We start from the raw sequence: 17605 nt of genomic DNA, 5'->3' as shown, positions 1-17605 counted from the left end.
AGCGGCGCGCTAAAAAAACGGAAAAGTAGAACGTTAGCGAACCAGACACGGACGTTTATTATCAAACGTCCACTCAGGAATAAGGTACTGCATTCCCATTGCGTCGTTACGTGCGCCTAATCCCATGTTTTTATACAGTTCGTGTGCTTTCATTACCTGATCCATATCCAGCTCGACACCCAGACCCGGTTTCTTCGGCACTTCCACCATGCCGCCAACAATCTGCAATGGTTCTTTCGTCAGGCGTTGGTTGCCTTCCTGCCAAATCCAGTGCGTATCAATCGCCGTAATCTTACCCGGAGCCGCTGCGGCAACCTGGGTAAACATCGCCAGTGAAATATCAAAGTGGTTATTGGAGTGAGAACCCCAGGTTAAGCCCCATTCGTGGCACATCTGCGCCACACGAACAGAACCTTGCATCGTCCAGAAATGCGGATCGGCCAACGGAATATCGACCGATTGCAGCGAGATGGTGTGGCCCATTTGTCGCCAGTCGGTGGCGATCATGTTAGTCGCAGTAGGCAGCCCCGTCGCACGGCGGAATTCCGCCATCACTTCACGACCGGAGAAACCTTGTTCCGCGCCGCACGGATCTTCCGCATACGCCAACACGCCGCGCAGTTGTTTGCCCAAACCGATAGCTTCATCCAGCGACCAGGCGCCGTTCGGGTCTAGCGTGATGCGCGCCTGCGGGAAGCGTTTCGCCAGCGCAGTCACCGCTTCGGCCTCTTCGCTACCCGCCAAGACGCCGCCTTTCAGTTTGAAATCATTGAAACCGTATTTTTCATACGCGGCTTCTGCCAAACGCACGATGGTTTCTGGCGTCAGGGCTTCTTCGTGGCGCAGGCGATACCAGTCGCATTTCTCGTTAGCCTGACTCTGGTAAGGCAGATCGGTTTTATTACGATCGCCGATGTAGAACAGATAACCCAGCATTTCTACCGCATCACGCTGTTGGCCATCACCTAGCAGCGAAGCCACGCTGACATTGAGGAATTGCCCCAGCAGGTCAAGCATGGCGGCTTCAATCCCTGTAACGACATGGATGGTGGTACGTAGATCGAACGTCTGCAAACCGCGCCCGGATGAATCACGGTCAGCGAACTGCGCACGCACCGCCGTCATCACGTTTTTGTATTCACCCAACGTTTTCCCCACCACCAATGCGGCAGCATCCTCCAGCGTCTGGCGGATTTTTTCACCGCCGGGAATCTCACCGACACCGGTATTCCCAGCGTTATCTTTCAGAATCACAATGTTGCGCGTGAAATAGGGCGCATGTGCGCCACTCAGGTTAAGCAGCATACTGTCGTGACCTGCAACCGGAATAACCTGCATGTGGGTAATAACCGGCGTTGAACTTTGCAATGTCATTTTCTTATCCTTATCTCTCTAATTTTTCTATGTAGGGTTAGCGGCCAAAAACCGGGCGTTTGCGATCAAACTTCCAACCAGGAATCAGATACTGCATGGCGACGGCATCATTACGTGCCCCGCTCGGTAATTTTTTGTACAGATCGTGAGCCTTCATCACCTGTGCCATATCCAGCTCAATGCCCAGACCGGGACGATCCGGCACCTTAATTTTGCCGTTGACAATTTGCAGCGGCTCTTTGGTCAGATGCTGCCCTTCCTGCCAGATCCAGTGCGTATCAATCGCTGTCGGGTTACCCGGTGCCGCCGCACCCACGTGTGTGAACATCGCCAGGGAGATATCGAAATGGTTATTTGAATGGCAACCCCACGTCAGGCCCCACTCATCACACAGTTGGGCGACACGCACCGCACCGTGCATCGTCCAGAAATGGGGATCGGCGAGCGGAATATCGACCGCCTGCAACATCACGGCATGGTTCATTTCACGCCAGTTGGTGGCAATCATGTTGGTCGCGACTGGTAGCCCAGTAGCACGGCGGAATTCCGCCATCACTTCACGGCCAGAGAAACCTTGCTCGGCACCACACGGGTCTTCCGCGTAAGTCAGAATGCCCTTCATGTCTTTGCACAATCCGATCGCTTCATCCAGCAGCCAGGCGCCGTTGGGATCGACGGTAATACGCGCATCCGGGAACCGTTTCTTCAGCGCCTTCACGGCATCGATTTCCTGCTCGCCGGGCAGCACGCCGCCTTTGAGTTTGAAATCTTTAAATCCGTAGCGGTCGGTCGTGGCTTCGGCCAAACGCACAATCGCCTCGCTGTCCATCGCCTGCTGGTGACGCAGGTGATACCACTCGTGCTTGCCTTTCTCACCTGATACTTTCTCACCCGACAGATAAGGTAAATCCGTCTTCATGCGATCGCCGATATAGAACAGATAACCGAGCACGGTGACTTCATCACGCTGTTTACCCGGCCCCAGCAGTTCAGCAACAGGGACACCCATGAATTGTCCCAGCAGATCGAGCAGTGCCGCTTCGAGTGCTGCCACCGCATTCACGCGCAGCTCAAACGTCCAGGCACCTTTGCCGAAAGAATCAAAATCAGAAGATTGGTTGCCGAGATGAATATCATGAACCAGACGGTTCATGCGGGCGATTTGTTCGCCTTTTACGCGGGGAATCGCTTCAACCAGCGTGTTGTAAATGACTTCACCACCGGGCGCTTCGCCGACACCAGTATGCCCGGCGCTGTCGGTTAGAATGACGAGATTACGGGTGAAGTAAGCGCCATGTGCGCCGCCGATGTTCAGCAGCATGCTGTCATAGCCTGCAACGGGGATGACTTTCATATCGGTAATTACAGGCGTCGCTGAAAAGCTTGTCATCACAGGCTCCCGTCATGAATGGAGCGCACAGGGTTTACGCTTAGGTTTCCGATGTTTGCCAAAACGCAGGTACACATTGAGGCAGATGAAAATAATTCAGTCATACAGAAAGAAAAAACAGATGGTGCACCAGTAGATGATTTCATGTTGTTTTCCTACTTTATTAGCGCGACCTTGTTTTTACTCTGATTTGGAATGAACCATGCTTGTAGGGTTATCAGAATAAAAACAGGTTATAACTGTCCCGATACCGAAATAAACCAGTCAGGAAAGCGATGTTGTAATCCGTACCGCCTTACCAACCTCAGTAAAAAGTATAAGTTTTCTTATTTCACAACTCATTGGGCAATAGCACAGCATTCCCCGTCTAAATACAGATTAAATATGTCATTATCACAGTCGAATGGGAGATGTTTCACGAAAACGAGGAAAAGCGAATTTCTGCCTGATAAACACCGGAATACGTACCATTGGCACCCGACGTTGAAGAAATATCCCCCTACTTTTCATGACATAAATAAATGGCAAAACGCTGCGCCATCAATATGACAGCGCAGCGTTTTGTGTTACTTCCTACCCGCAGATTAATGCCGTAGCGAATGGCTTTAACGCTTAACGAACGGCTTCAATTCGATACGTTTAATATCTTGCACGATGAACAGGTAGCTAACGATAGCAACCAGCGCGTGAATCCCGACATACACCAGACCACCATTAAAAGAGCCGGTCATCCCGATGATGTAGCCAATTGCAATCGGCGTTACGATACCTGACGCATTACCGAACATATTGAACAGCCCACCGCTTAACCCGCTGATTTCTTTCGGTGCAGTATCGGCCATAACCGCCCAGCCCAGCGCACCAATACCTTTGCCGAAGAAGGCAGCAGACATCACCGCAATGACGACCCACTCGGTTTCAACGTAGTTACAAATCACCATCGACATGGAGAGCAACATACCGAGAACAATAGGTGTTTTACGGGCAAAGGTCAGTGAATTAGTCCGGCGCATCAGATAATCAGAAATGATGCCCCCCAGAACGCCGCCGACAAAACCGCAGATAGCAGGCACCGAGGCGACAAATCCCGCTTTGAGGATCGACATCCCGCGCGCCTGAACCAGATAAAGCGGGAACCAAGTGATAAAGAAGTAGGTTAATGCGTTAATGCAATATTGACCGATGTAAACACCAAGCATCATACGAGACTGCATTAATTGCTTGATCTGATGCCATTTTTCACCCTTCACGGTCGCATTCTTCGACCCTTTGGCATCCATATTAATCAGTGCGCCACCGGCTTCAATATAATCCAGTTCAGCCTGATTCACGCTAGGGTGATCCTTCGGATCATGGATCACTTTCAGCCAGACAAAGCTAAGGATAATACCCAACCCACCCATGAACCAGAACACATGCGCCCAACCCACAGCATGTACCAGCCAGCCCATGATAGGGGCGAAGATCACCGTCGCAAAGTACTGTGCCGAGTTGAATATCGCGACGGCGGTTCCACGCTCTTGTGCAGGGAACCAGGCAGCGACAATACGGCTATTTCCTGGGAAGGAAGGCGATTCACACAGGCCAACCATAAAGCGTAAAAGGAACAGAGAAATAACGATGCCCGCGCCGCTGAATATATCGACAAACCCTTGTAATAAGGTAAAAATCGACCAGGTGAAGATACTATAGAAGTAGACTTTCTTTGAGCCAAAGCGATCGAGCAGCCAGCCTCCAGGTATTTGACCAATAACGTATGCCCAGGAGAACGCAGAGAAGATATAGCCCATCCCCACCGCATCCAACCCAATTTCCTTAGACATTGCTGAACCAGCAATGGACAAGGTCGCACGGTCTCCATAGTTAAATGACGTGACAATAAACAACATCACGACAATCCAGTAGCGGGCGTTTGTTCTCTTTTGTATCGCGCCAGCTGCTGAGCTTACTGTATTCATGATGAACTCCTGCTTCAATCGCGGTTCGCTCATTCATTCCAAATAACAGATAACGGTGTAGGGTTATCAGAATGAAGATCAGTGGATTATTTAGGGTATAGTTAAATTCCCATTTTTATTTTTTTTTGCGAATAGCCAGGCTATATAGCTTCAGAGTAATTAGCTGACATTTTCAACTCGCAGGAACATTATAATTTTTACCTGCTGAGTGCTCACTAGATAAAAGCACAACATTAAAAATCCCCTTTGGAATATGTTGGTGCACTTGCCCTATATAGTGCGAGGTATTTCACGAAAAATGCCGTTATTCTCTATTTACATTCATACACATTATTTTCATTTCCGCCTTAGAAACCAGGTGTAGGCAGAATGTGATCAAACTCACCGAAAATTGGCACTTAGCCTGATAAATCAGAAACAAAAAACGCCGGCTTAGGTCAATTGCATAATGTACGAGAAGAGAACCTCACGTATACTCATTAGCGAGCAATGAAGTAATAGCGTGGTAATAGTGACTACTGCGTTTCTGATAAACCAATAATAAAGGCTTGCATCATGTCAGATAAATCAGAAAGTAATGCTGCACAAGAGCAGCCACTTTATATTAAGGTTCATGATTCTGATAATGTTGCCATTGTTGTTAATAATAATGGCTTACGTGCCGGAACCCGTTTTAATGATGATCTGGAATTAATTGAGCATGTTCCACAGGGGCACAAAGTTGCCCTTGTTGATATCGCCAAAGCAGGTGCAATCATCCGCTATGGCGAAATTATCGGGTATGCACTGCGCGATATTGCCCAGGGAAGCTGGATTGATGAATCCCTGGTCGAATTGCCTCAGGCTCCTGCGCTAGAAACCCTGCCGCTGGCAACCAAAATCCCCCCCGCGCTTCCCCCTCTGGAAGGCTACACCTTTGAAGGTTACCGCAACGCCGATGGCAGCGTAGGTACGAAAAACCTGTTAGGCATTACCACCAGCGTGCATTGCGTCGCAGGCGTAGTGGACTATGTGGTCAAAATTATCGAACGCGATTTATTACCGAGATATCCCAACGTCGATGGCGTGGTCGCACTCAATCACCTCTATGGCTGTGGCGTAGCAATTAATGCCCCTGCCGCAGTGGTTCCCATCCGCACCATTCACAATCTGGCACTGAACCCAAATTTTGGCGGCGAAATACTGGTGGTGGGTCTGGGCTGTGAAAAATTACAGCCGGAACGCCTGCTGGAAGGGACGCCGGATGTGCAGGCAATCTCCCTTGATGACACCAGTATTGTCCGCTTGCAGGATGAACACCACGTTGGTTTCCGATCGATGGTGGATGACATTCTGACGATGGCAGACAAGCACCTGCAACGATTGAACAAACGCCAGCGTGAAACCTGCCCGGCATCAGAATTGGTTGTCGGCATGCAGTGTGGCGGCAGCGATGCTTTTTCTGGCGTCACCGCTAATCCGGCCGTTGGTTTTGCATCCGACCTGCTGGTACGCTGCGGCGCAACCGTCATGTTCTCTGAAGTAACCGAAGTACGCGACGCCATTCATCTGTTAACGCCACGCGTCATCAATGAAGACGTGGGTAAACGTCTGCTGGAAGAGATGGCCTGGTACGATAATTATCTCGACAGCGGTCAGACCGACCGTAGCGCCAACCCATCGCCGGGCAACAAAAAAGGTGGCCTCGCAAACGTGGTGGAAAAAGCGCTTGGTTCTATCGCTAAATCAGGCACCAGTGCAATTGTCGAAGTCCTGTCTCCCGGTCAACGCCCCACCAAACGCGGGTTGATTTACGCAGCAACGCCAGCCAGCGACTTTGTCTGTGGCACACAGCAGCTCGCTTCTGGCATCACCGTACAGGTCTTTACCACCGGCCGCGGTACACCCTATGGTCTGCTGGCCGTACCCGTGATCAAAATGGCAACCCGAACCGCATTGGCAAACCGCTGGCACGATCTGATGGACATTGACGCGGGTACGATTGCGACCGGAGAAGCCACAATTGAAGACGTCGGCTGGCAGCTTTTCCATTTCATTTTGGATATCGCCAGCGGCAGGAAAAAAACCTGGTCCGATCAATGGGGACTTCATAACGCCTTGGCCGTTTTCAACCCAGCACCGGTAACCTGATTATCTTTCCCCGCAGGCCAGAGTCATTCTCCGGCCTGCGGATGGCGTTATCCCCTAAATAATTCGAGTTGCGTGACAAAACGTTAGCGTTTTGAACAACGCTCTGCGTTGACCCTTTAGGGCAAGGCCCATTTATGGCCTTGTAACGCGGCAACCGAGCGAGTCCTCAGGAGCTTACTCAAGTAAGTGACTGGGGTGACAAATCTGCCGGGAGCAGATTTGAACGTTGCTTGCAGCGGCCCCAACGGGGCGAGGCTCATGGATGAGCCGAGTAACAAGGGCAGCCAACGCACAAGCAGCTTGAAGTATGACGGGTATATTTGATCTGCAATAAATTCCGCTTTAATGAGAAGGTGAAAAAACGGAGAAAAAGAATAACAAATAGCAATGCAGCAACATTTCATTTCATTGATGCAATGAAACAATATAAAAAAATTAACAAGTGATTATTCTTAATCAGAAACAATGTTTATATAGAACACATTTCACGTAAAAATTCTATGTTCTACTCCCCTATTATTCATCATTTTTTCTCTAATTATTTATTGCCAATAAAATGAATCAATTGACAGGTAATCATCCTCATCATAAATTTACGCTTGCTGAAAAAGCGTGCTAACACTGATGAAATATTTGTTACAAATATATATATCCTAAATAATTCGAGTTTCAGGCAGGCGGCAAGAAAAGAAGTCCGATGAGCTTACTTGAGTAAGTGATTCGGGTGACTGATAAATCTGCCAGAGGTAGGTTTGAACGCTGCTTGCAGCGGCCCCAGCAGGGCGGAGTTCACGTAAGTGGACCGAGTAGCGCAGCCAACGCACATGCAACTTGAAGTATGACGGATACAGTTACAAAATCTCCATCACGCACAATATAGGGTTAATAGCCCGCTCATTATAAATAGTGACTGGCATTATTTTATATAAGCGAGTAAACCACCCAAAAAATTTCAGTATACCTATTTGAATAACTTGAATATTTACACAGCAATATGCCTGACAGATTTCACAGTATCGCCACGCGGCAGCCTTGCAACGTCTTAGCCTCTGGAATAGCCAGAACCGCTGAGGCGAGAAAAGCGGCCGGCATGGCTGAGCCTGGAAACTGAGCGGGATACGTACGCCGGGGTTTCTAATGAGATTGAATACACCTGTTACACAGCAGGAGTATCTGTTAGACATGGACACCATATTGATGTCCACGACAAATATTCACAGCCACATTACCTATGCCAACTCTGCCTTCATTACGGTTAGCGGTTTTTCCGAAGAGCAGCTCATCAACCAGCCGCACAATATTGTGCGCCATCCCGACATGCCGGTAGAAGCCTATGCCGACATGTGGTCTACATTGAAACAAGGCGATAGCTGGACCGGATTAGTGAAAAACCGTCGTAACAACGGTGACCACTATTGGGTTCGCGCCAACGTTACGCCGGTCTACCAGCAAGAGCAGCTCGCAGGCTATATTTCGGTACGTAACACGCCCAGCGCCGAAGAAATAAAAGCGGCCGAAATGTTGTACAGCGCCGTGCAGAAAAAGCAGGCAGGTAGCCGTAAATTCTACAAAGGATTGGTGGTTCGCACCGGGCTTTTCTCTCCGCTGTCGCTTTTGCAGAAATTATCAGTCCGCTGGCGCTTGCGTGCCGCGGTATTGGCAGCAGGGCTTATTCCCGCATTACTTGCTTTCAGTGGCATGAATCCCCTGTGGCTGTTGGCGCTGACATTACTACTCATCGTCATCATGGATCAGTTTTTGCAGCAGCAAATTGCACAGCCAATCAGGATGATACTCAAACAGGCGCAGCATGTGGTATCAGGCCGTAAAGTAAAACATATCCACCTCAATCGGGTAGACGAAATTGGCTTACTGCTACGTTCAGTTAACCAGTTTGGCCTGAATCTGCATTCGCTTGTCGATGACGTCAGTACGCAAGTTAACGGCATCACGAATGTCAGCCGTAAATTGGCGGAAAACAATGTCGACTTGAATAGCCGCACAGAAGAAACATCGGCAAATCTGCAACAAACCGCCGCTGCCATTGAGGAAATTACCGTTGCGGTGCAGCAGAGTGCAGAAACGGCGGCACAGGCGACAGTAATGGCAGAAGCGGCCAGCAGTACCGCGCTTAAAGGTGGCAATATCATGAAGGAAACCATCGGCATGATGGATTCCATTTCCAGCGCCAGCGATAAGATCGTCGATATTATTGGTGTAATAGACAGCATTGCGTTCCAGACCAATATCCTCGCGTTGAATGCCGCCGTTGAAGCCGCTCGCGCTGGCGTGCAAGGGCGAGGGTTTGCCGTGGTCGCCGCCGAAGTCCGCAATCTGGCGCAGCACTCCGCTTCTGCGGCCAAAGAAATCAAAACCCTGATCGATGCCAACGTTGAAAGTGTGAAACAGGGCAGCACAATGGTAGAAACCGCGGGTAAACATATCAGCGACATCGTTGATGAAGTATTCCAGGTTTCTACCATGATCAAAGAGATCAGCAATGCAACGCATGAGCAGACTTCCGCATTGGGCCTGATCAATACCTCGATTGCACAGATAGAACAAATGACACAGGGCAACACCGATATGGTTACGCAATCAACCGATGCCGCAGAAGGGCTAAACCTTCAGGCTAAGCGACTAAACAGCGCGATTAACGTGTACGGTAGTTAATTAACGTCATCTCATCGCGATTACTGGCAAGGGAGTAAGGAAACACTCTTGCCAGCGCCCCCTTTTCCTTGCAACACACGCCTGACAGTCCCTTACCCATTCCATTTGTAAGCTTTTCGTAAAGAAAAGAGCGAGACTGCCGATAATAACCGCAGAATTGACTTATTTCAGGAGGAAGTGATGTCTAACGATATCAGCCGGATTACTATGCATACGGTGTCAAAAGCCGCGGTGGCTCCGACAACCAATAAAGCAACCTCAAGCAAGGCTGCATCGACTACAGAGAGTAAGGCTGCGACAAGTGGTGGCAGTGGGGCTCAGCAAAAGATTGCCGCATTACAAAATCAAATCCAACAGCTAACTAAAAAGCTAAAAGAGTTGGGTGAGTCAGCCACCAATGCGACAAGTGAAGATGAACGCAAACTCATCAAACAGCAGCAGCAGATGATCCAGGCGCAAATACAAGCACTCTATGCCGAAATTGCCCGCATCCAAAAAGAAGAAGCAGAAAAGAAAGCGCTTAGCGCGGCGTCAGACAACACATCACAACCTGTAGAAAATAAAGGAAAAAAAGGCGGCGTTGATATCTACGTCTGATCGCAATCTCTGACGTATTCCCCCCCTTTTTTCTCTCCCTTTCCTGGTAGATATATTTTGTTACATTAGCTATCAGGAAAGTGAGTCTTTCATGTTTCATTGCCAACAATGTCACCTTCGAGAAAGTGTTTAAATTGCCGATATAAGGGCTTGTACCCCTAATAATTCGGGTATTAGGCATATTTTCAGGAGGGAAGATGTCAAACACAATCAGCAGTATTAGCGTATCGACAACAACCGCAAGCAGCAGTAAAAGCAGCAGCACGTCAGAACAACAGATCGCGCAGCTTACCAAGCAGGTCCAGGCGCTCACCAAACAGGCGAGTAAGCTGACCGAATCAGCTTCCAGCGCAGAAAGCGATGATGAACGTAAACTGATCGAACAACAACAGCAGGCCATTCAAGCACAGATCCAGGCGTTACAGGCACAAATTGCCCGCTTGCAGAGTGAAAAATCAGAACAGCAGTCTGATTCCACATCTTCGGTTCAAAGTGCTAAACAAGAAGGCGTTAACCGCCCGACAGCAGATAACCAGATTAATATCTACGTCTAGTCCGCGTCAGGGATGGGGTAGCCGGTAAAGGTAAAAGGTCGCTTAATTGAAGCGACCTTTTTTTCATCAGAAGTTACCGCAGGAAATGGATAGTCAGGAACGGGGCCGCTTCAGCGGTGTTACCAACCCTTGCAGACCCTCTATCTTGATTGCCAGCGTAATTTGCATCAATTCTCCTAAGCGACCGTTAGGAAATTCATCCTTGCGGGAGAACCACAGCAGGTACTCTTCCGGTAAATCAATCAGCACCCGCCCCTTATATTTGCCAAAGGGCATCTGCATCGTGGCAATGTCTATCAGGTCTTCTTTTTCCATCCGTTTACGCCCCTAATAATCGGATCATTTCCGCCTCATCGATCACCGAAATCCCCAACTCTTGCGCCTTCACCAGTTTAGAACCTGCGGCTTCACCGGCAATCACCATATCGGTTTTCTTCGAGACGCTGCCACTTACTTTTGCCCCTAATGCCGTTAGCCGATCTTTGGCCTCGTCACGGGACAAAATACTCAGCGATCCCGTCAATACCACCGTTTTTCCCGCAAACGGGCTGTCGATCTCTTCGGCATTGATAATTTGAACCTCAGGCCAGTGGATGTTAATACCGGCAGGATCGGTCAGCTCACGGATCACAGTTTGGTTGTGCTCTTCTTCAAGAAAATGGCGTACATGCGCAGCAACAACTTTACCGACATCCGGCACCGCCAGCAGCGCTTCTTCATCGGCAGCAAAAAGCGCTTCCAGCGAACCAAAATGGGCAGCCAGATTAGCCGCCGTCGATTCGCCAACGTCACGAATCCCCAACGCATACAGGAAACGTGCCAGCGTGGTGCTTTTCGCTTTTTCCAGCGCATTAACCAAATTCGTCGCAGACTTCGGTCCCATTCGATCCAGCCCCGTCATGATCCCGGCGCTTAGGCGAAACAGATCGGCTGGCGTTTTGACGTACTCTTTTTCCACCAGTTGATCGATGATCTTATCGCCCATACCCTCAACATCCAGCGCACGGCGAGAAACAAAGTGCTTCAGTGCCTCTTTACGCTGGGCACCACAGATCAAGCCAGCGGTACAACGTGTGACGGCTTCCCCTTCCACACGCTCAACGTCAGATCCACACACTGGACAAGCCACGGGGAAGACGATCGGTTGCACTGTTTCTGGCCGCTCAGATTCAACAATACCCACGATCTGCGGGATCACATCCCCCGCTCGACGTACAATGACACGATCGCCAATCTGCAAACCCAGCCGCTCAATTTCATCAGCATTATGCAGGGTGGCGTTGCTGACAATCACACCCGCTACGGCGACCGGTTCCAGACGCGCAACGGGCGTAATCGCCCCCGTCCGCCCTACCTGAAACTCGACATCGCGCACCCACGTCAGCTGTTCCTGCGCGGGGAATTTAAAAGCAACCGCCCAACGCGGTGCGCGGGCAACAAACCCTAATCGTTCTTGCAATGCCAGCGAGTCAACTTTAACGACGACGCCATCAATATCAAAGCCTAACGCACTGCGGGTCTGTTCAACCTGACGATAAAAATCGAGCACCTCGGCCGGGCCAGTACAGAGCTTGATTCTGTCACTAACGGGTAATCCCCATGCCTTGAACTGCATCAGGCGCTCCCAGTGACTGGCGGGTAATTCACCGCCTTCCAGCAGACCGACGCCATAGCAGAAGAAGGTCAGTGGGCGTTTAGCCGTGATACGGGGGTCAAGCTGGCGTAGCGACCCAGCGGCAGCGTTACGCGGGTTGGCAAAGACTTTGCTTCCTGTACGCCGAGCCTCTTCATTCAATTTTTCAAAGCCGCCATGCTTCATAAACACTTCGCCGCGTACTTCAACACGGCGCGGAATATTTTCACCCTCAAGGCGCAACGGGATCGCTCCAACGGTACGGATGTTGCTGGTGATGTTTTCCCCCGTCGTTCCATCCCCACGCGTGGCAGCCTGTACCAGAACGCCCTCTTCATATAACAGGCTGACAGCCAAACCATCCAGTTTCAGTTCGCAGCAGAATGTCAGGTCATCACCGTTCTTCAGCCTGTCACCAATTCGCTTGCTGAAGGCCAGGTAGCTCTCTTCATCAAATACGTTATCCAACGATAACATCGGCACTTCATGGCGCACCTGTTCAAATGCCGCCAACGGCGCCGCGCCGACGCGCTGCGTAGGAGAATCACTCGTCACCAGCTCTGGGCGATCGGTCTCCAATGCCTTCAGTTCCTGCATGAGCTTGTCATATTCGATATCAGGAATTTCGGGCGCATCTTCAACGTGATATTTGTATTCGTGATGGCGTAAGACCCGGCGCAACTCCGCTACCCGCAGTGCGGCCGCATTCACTTCGGCTGGTTCTTTCTTCACTGGTTTCATACCTGTTTTATCTGACGTGTCGCCCTGTCGGCGTTATGATTTTTATGATTCTCGCCCGTGGTGTATCAAAGCGAGAATCATTAGTTTGCGGACTGAACGGCGCAGAAATCGTTTGAGCACCGTCAGTTTTGTTCCGTTTAAGGTTTAGACGTGCTGGCTTTAATCGTGTTGATGATATTTGTCGTGGAGCAACCGTCCTCAAAATTCAAGACCTTCACTTCACCGCCGTTGGCCCAGACCTCTTCACTACCGGCGATTTCATGTGGCTGGTAATCTCCGCCTTTCACCAGAATATCCGGCAGGATGCTCGCAATCAGGCGCTGTGGCGTATCTTCTTCAAACGGCACAACCCAATCGACAGCCTCCAATGCGCCTAGCACGATCATCCGCTGCGGCAGCGGGTTGACGGGTCGCGTTGGTCCTTTCAGCCGCTTGGTGGATGCATCGCTGTTTACCGCAACGATTAACCGGTCGCCAAGCTTGCGAGCGTTTGCCAGATAAGATACATGCCCGGCGTGCAGAATATCGAAGCAGCCGTTAGTCATCACAATCTTTTCGCCACGCTGACGCGCCAGTTCAACGGCATGTTTCAGCTGTTCTTCGGTCATCACACCAAATCCAGTTTCGGCGCGGCCGCGGATAGCATTTTCCAATTCAATCGGCGTAACGGTAGACGTTCCCAACTTGCCAACGACAACGCCAGCGGCGGCATTCGCCAGGAAACAGGCTTCTTCCAGCGGGTTACCCGCCGCCAGCGCAGCGGCCAGCACACCGATTACGGTATCGCCTGCACCGGTCACGTCATACACTTCCTGCGCCTGCGTCGGCAAATGCAACGGTGCTTTACCTGGCTGTAGCAGCGTCATCCCTTGCTCGGAGCGGGTGATCAGCAAGGCAGACAGATCGTAGTCCGCCACCACCTGCATACCGCGTTCGACCAGTTCTTCTTCCGTTTTACTGCGCCCTGCAACGGCTTCAAACTCAGACAAATTCGGCGTCAGCAGCGTCGCACCACGGTAACGGGAAAAATCGGTGCCTTTCGGGTCGATCAGCACCGGAACGCCAGCCGCTTTTGCCGTCTGAATCATGGCTTGCACATGCGCCAACGCACCTTTCGCGTAGTCAGACAGCACCAGCGCACCAATTTTGGGTAACGCCAGTTGAATACGCTCGATGATCGGCTGAGGATCGATCCCCTCGAAGCCCTCTTCGAAATCCAGCCTGATCAACTGTTGATTACGAGACAGCACGCGCAGCTTGGTGATAGTTGGATGCGTGGGAACAGAAACAAAGTCACATTTCACATTCACTTCAGCCAGTTTGGCATTCAGTGCACGTGCAGCATCATCAATTCCCGTTAATCCCACCAGACGCGAGCCAGCCCCCAATGCGGCGATGTTCATTGCAACGTTCGCCGCCCCACCTGGGCGCTCTTCGATCGTATCAACTTTTACCACAGGCACCGGTGCCTCTGGTGAAATTCGGCTGGTAGGGCCATACCAGTAACGATCCAGCATGACATCACCCACCACTAACACACCCGCTTGACGGAAATCAGGCAGCGTCACTTTCATCCTCTACTCCAGGCTTATTTCGCATAATGCGCGTAATAATATCATAGGCACGATCATTACACGTCACTGCGGCGCGGCTCTTCGCTGAGCGTTTGACCACATATATTGAGATAATTACGCTCCCACTAACCACTTATTCCAACTCACCAGCACCTGCTCCCGCTCCGCAACAAACCGCTCCTGGCTGACACGGCCGGACAGCTCCTGCAAGGCCAGATGGTGCAGTTCATTGCGCATGGTGACATAGGCCAGCTTGAGCGCGTTAGCTTCGCTCTCTTCCATCACGCCATACTGCGCCATCAGTTCCAGAATTCGTACATTGTCTGACCAACGGGTCAAACGCGGCTCCTGAGCGGCGTAGCGCAGTACCAAATACTGGGCGATAAATTCAATGTCCGTAATGCCGCCCGCATCCGTTTTGATGTCAAAAAGCGTTTTATCTTTGTTCGCCAGATGCTGACGCATTTTTTCCCGCATTTCGCGCACTTCGGTTCGCAGAGTATCCGCGTCACGCTCAGCGCAGAGAATACGACGGCGAATAGACTCAAAGGTCTGCTGCACACCGCTTTCGCCATACACCATACGCGCACGCACCAGCGCCTGATGTTCCCACGTCCACGCCTCGTTGCGCTGATAATCATCAAACGCTTCCACCGTGCTCACCAACATGCCTGCCGCGCCCGATGGACGCAGCCGAGCATCCACTTCATACAAAATGCCTGATGACGTCCTAGTACTAAACAGATGCATTACACGCTGTGCGAGGCGCAGGTAAAACTGGCGACCATCAATACTGCGTTCCCCCTCCGTCATCACGTCAGACGGACAATCCAAGAGGAAGACCAGATCCAAATCGGAGCTATACCCCAGTTCCCAGCCGCCAAGCTTGCCATAGGCAATGACGGCGAACCCTCGCCCTTCGCGGTGTTGCAAATGGGATGGCTGACCGTAGCGCGCTACCATCTGTCCCCATGCCTGCTGAACCACTGCCGCGATAATCGCTTCCGCCAGATACGTTAAGTGATCGCTCACTTTCATCACCGGTAGGACGCCGCCGATATCCCCTGCGGCGATACGCAACTGCTGTGACTGTTTAAACTGGCGCACGGCCTCCAGTTGTTGTTCTTCATCATCCTCAGGAACACGCATCAAATACTGACGCAGCTCATCAGAGTACGCGCCCGGTGCCGTCGGCTGATACAGCGTTGAGGCATCAAGTAATTCATCCAACAGAAGGGGATAGCGCGCCAGTTGGCTGGCAACCATCGGCGACGCCGCACACAGGCGAATCAACTGAGCCAGAGCAGCACGAGATTCCAGCAACAGCTCAAGATAGGTGGTGCGTGTGACGATCCCCAGCAGTAACGGGGTCAAACGAGACAACACCGTATCCGCCTCCTGTCGAGCGCACACTTCCGCTAGCAAACACGGCATGAGTTGATCCAGCACATCCCGCCCGCGCGGCCCGATTGTGCGTTTCGCCACATCGTGACGGAATTCCACAATCGCCCGCATCAGCTTCTCACGCACGGTTTCCGTAAGATGCGGCGTTAGCGGAGCCAGTTCACCATCATCCAGCGTATCCTGCCATAGGCTGCTGTAGCTGCTATGTTCGGGGATATCGTTATTGTCTGGTGCATCATCGCCGATCAGCTCATCAAATACGTTCCGCACCGCCTGCATATGCTGTGCCAGCATGGATTGCAGTACGTCCCAGTTTTCGAAACCCATTCCCCATGCCAGCCGTTGCTGGTTGAGTTCATCGCCCGGCAGCGTTTGCGTCTGCTCATCGGCAATCGCCTGCAACAGGTTCTCCAGACGGCGCAGAAACAGGTAAGCGCGACTGAGATCGAGTACCTGTTGTGGCGTTAATAACCCCAGAGCCCCCACATGATGGAGCGTAGGCAGCAACGATCGTCCCTGTAACCCTGGTTCACGCCCGCCGCGAATCAGTTGGAAAACCTGCGTGATAAATTCGATTTCACGAATCCCTCCCGCCCCCAGCTTGATGTTGTTGCGCAAATCCCGGCGACGCACTTCACGGGCAATCATGCTCTTCATATTTCGCAGCGATTGGATCACGCTGAAATCAATATAGCGACGGAAAACGAAGGGCTTCAGCGTACTACGCAGTTCCTGACTGTAAGCATCGTCCATTCCGCCCATCAGGCGCGCTTTGACCATCGCGTAACGTTCCCAGTCGCGGCCCTGTTCCTGATAATAATCTTCCATCGCGGCAAAGCTGAGTACCAGTGGCCCGCTGTCGCCAAAAGGGCGTAGCCGCATATCCACACGGTAAACAAAACCATCGACAGTCGGTTGATCCAACACCTTGATGAGCCGCTGCCCCAGACGCGTGAAGAACTGTGCATTATCCAGTTCACGCCGTCCGCCTTGCGTATGACCATTTTCGGGATAGACGAAGATGAGATCGATATCCGAAGAGAAATTGAGCTCTCCTCCACCCAATTTTCCCATGCCAAGAATCAGCAGAGGCTGAGCTACGCCCTGCGCATTGCAAGGCGTCCCCCACTCGCGACAACAGGCTTGATACAGCCAGCTTCTGGCCGCCACAATCACCACTTCGGCCAGTTCACTCAACTGACGCAGCGTGTGTTCGGTGGTGCTGGTTTGCAGCGCCTGTGACCACGCAATGCGCGTCAGCATATGGCGACGAAACCGACGCAATGCCGCCATCAACGCATTTTCGTCGTTAACATCGGCCAATGCGTGACTCAGCCAGTCGGCGTAGTGCTGCCACTCTTCAGGCTGCGGCGGTTGTTGATGAATCCCTTGCCACCAGTCAGGATGCAACGCAAGCGCATCGCTGACAAAATCGCTCAATGCCAAAACAGCGGCATCGCTGTCCGTTATCGGTTCATCAGGTGCGGCTTCCTGCAAACGCGATAGCGCACGCTGAGAGTGTTCCGTCAGAAGCGCAGGTAAAGCAGGCAAAGGAAGTATCGACATGGGGGTTCCCT

11 protein-coding genes are annotated in these 17605 nt (G+C 51.4%); 4 read left to right on the top strand and 7 right to left on the bottom strand.

Annotated elements, in window-relative coordinates; translation table 11 throughout:
- Nucleotides 1-33 precede the first annotated feature (33 nt).
- The 3 genes from gudD to EDI29_RS13415 form a co-directional block, all read right to left on the bottom strand.
- Entirely contained in the window at nucleotides 34-1374 is a 1341-nt protein-coding gene (gudD, locus tag EDI29_RS13425) for a glucarate dehydratase (protein ID WP_039470246.1), read from the bottom strand.
- A gap of 37 nt (nucleotides 1375-1411) precedes the next feature.
- Nucleotides 1412-2764, bottom strand: coding sequence for an enolase C-terminal domain-like protein (locus EDI29_RS13420; RefSeq protein ID WP_137741280.1), 1353 nt, complete (start codon nucleotides 2762-2764; stop codon nucleotides 1412-1414).
- A 605-nt stretch (nucleotides 2765-3369) separates the two neighbouring features.
- Nucleotides 3370-4722: an MFS transporter gene (locus tag EDI29_RS13415; RefSeq protein ID WP_107170035.1), complete on the bottom strand. Its 1353-nt coding sequence runs from the start codon at nucleotides 4720-4722 to the stop codon at nucleotides 3370-3372.
- Nucleotides 4723-5277: 555 nt separating this feature from the next.
- On the opposite strand from EDI29_RS13415, the gene garD reads away from it, so the two are divergent.
- From garD to EDI29_RS13395, 4 genes are all read left to right on the top strand, one after another.
- On the top strand, nucleotides 5278-6852 hold the full coding sequence (gene garD, locus EDI29_RS13410) for a galactarate dehydratase (protein WP_137741279.1): 1575 nt from the start codon (nucleotides 5278-5280) through the stop codon (nucleotides 6850-6852).
- A gap of 1137 nt (nucleotides 6853-7989) precedes the next feature.
- The gene (locus tag EDI29_RS13405) at nucleotides 7990-9525 is read left to right on the top strand and encodes a methyl-accepting chemotaxis protein (RefSeq protein ID WP_167494510.1); all 1536 of its coding nucleotides are present in this window, start codon (nucleotides 7990-7992) and stop codon (nucleotides 9523-9525) included.
- 180 nt (nucleotides 9526-9705) lie between these two features.
- On the top strand, nucleotides 9706-10122 hold the full coding sequence (locus EDI29_RS13400; RefSeq protein ID WP_137741278.1) for a FlxA-like family protein: 417 nt from the start codon (nucleotides 9706-9708) through the stop codon (nucleotides 10120-10122).
- Nucleotides 10123-10319: 197 nt separating this feature from the next.
- A complete protein-coding gene (locus tag EDI29_RS13395) occupies nucleotides 10320-10676 on the top strand; it encodes a FlxA-like family protein (protein WP_137741277.1) in 357 nt (118 codons plus the stop codon).
- 93 nt (nucleotides 10677-10769) lie between these two features.
- Here EDI29_RS13395 and EDI29_RS13390 read toward each other — a convergent pair whose 3' ends face one another.
- From EDI29_RS13390 to glnE, 4 genes are all read right to left on the bottom strand, one after another.
- Entirely contained in the window at nucleotides 10770-10991 is a 222-nt protein-coding gene (locus EDI29_RS13390; RefSeq protein ID WP_137741276.1) for a DUF3820 family protein, read from the bottom strand.
- A 4-nt stretch (nucleotides 10992-10995) separates the two neighbouring features.
- Nucleotides 10996-13050, bottom strand: coding sequence for an NAD-dependent DNA ligase LigA (ligA, locus tag EDI29_RS13385; RefSeq protein WP_137741275.1), 2055 nt, complete (start codon nucleotides 13048-13050; stop codon nucleotides 10996-10998).
- Between the two features lie 137 nt (nucleotides 13051-13187).
- Complete coding sequence (hldE, locus tag EDI29_RS13380) at nucleotides 13188-14624, bottom strand: bifunctional D-glycero-beta-D-manno-heptose-7-phosphate kinase/D-glycero-beta-D-manno-heptose 1-phosphate adenylyltransferase HldE (RefSeq protein WP_137741274.1); 1437 nt, start codon at nucleotides 14622-14624, stop codon at nucleotides 13188-13190.
- A gap of 114 nt (nucleotides 14625-14738) precedes the next feature.
- Nucleotides 14739-17594, bottom strand: coding sequence for a bifunctional [glutamate--ammonia ligase]-adenylyl-L-tyrosine phosphorylase/[glutamate--ammonia-ligase] adenylyltransferase (gene glnE / locus EDI29_RS13375; RefSeq protein WP_137741273.1), 2856 nt, complete (start codon nucleotides 17592-17594; stop codon nucleotides 14739-14741).
- Nucleotides 17595-17605: the final 11 nt, after the last annotated feature.

Origin of the sequence: Pectobacterium polonicum, assembly GCF_005497185.1 — a bacterium.
GTDB classification, from domain to species: domain Bacteria; phylum Pseudomonadota; class Gammaproteobacteria; order Enterobacterales; family Enterobacteriaceae; genus Pectobacterium; species Pectobacterium polonicum.
This window is presented reverse-complemented; position numbering and strand designations above follow the sequence as displayed.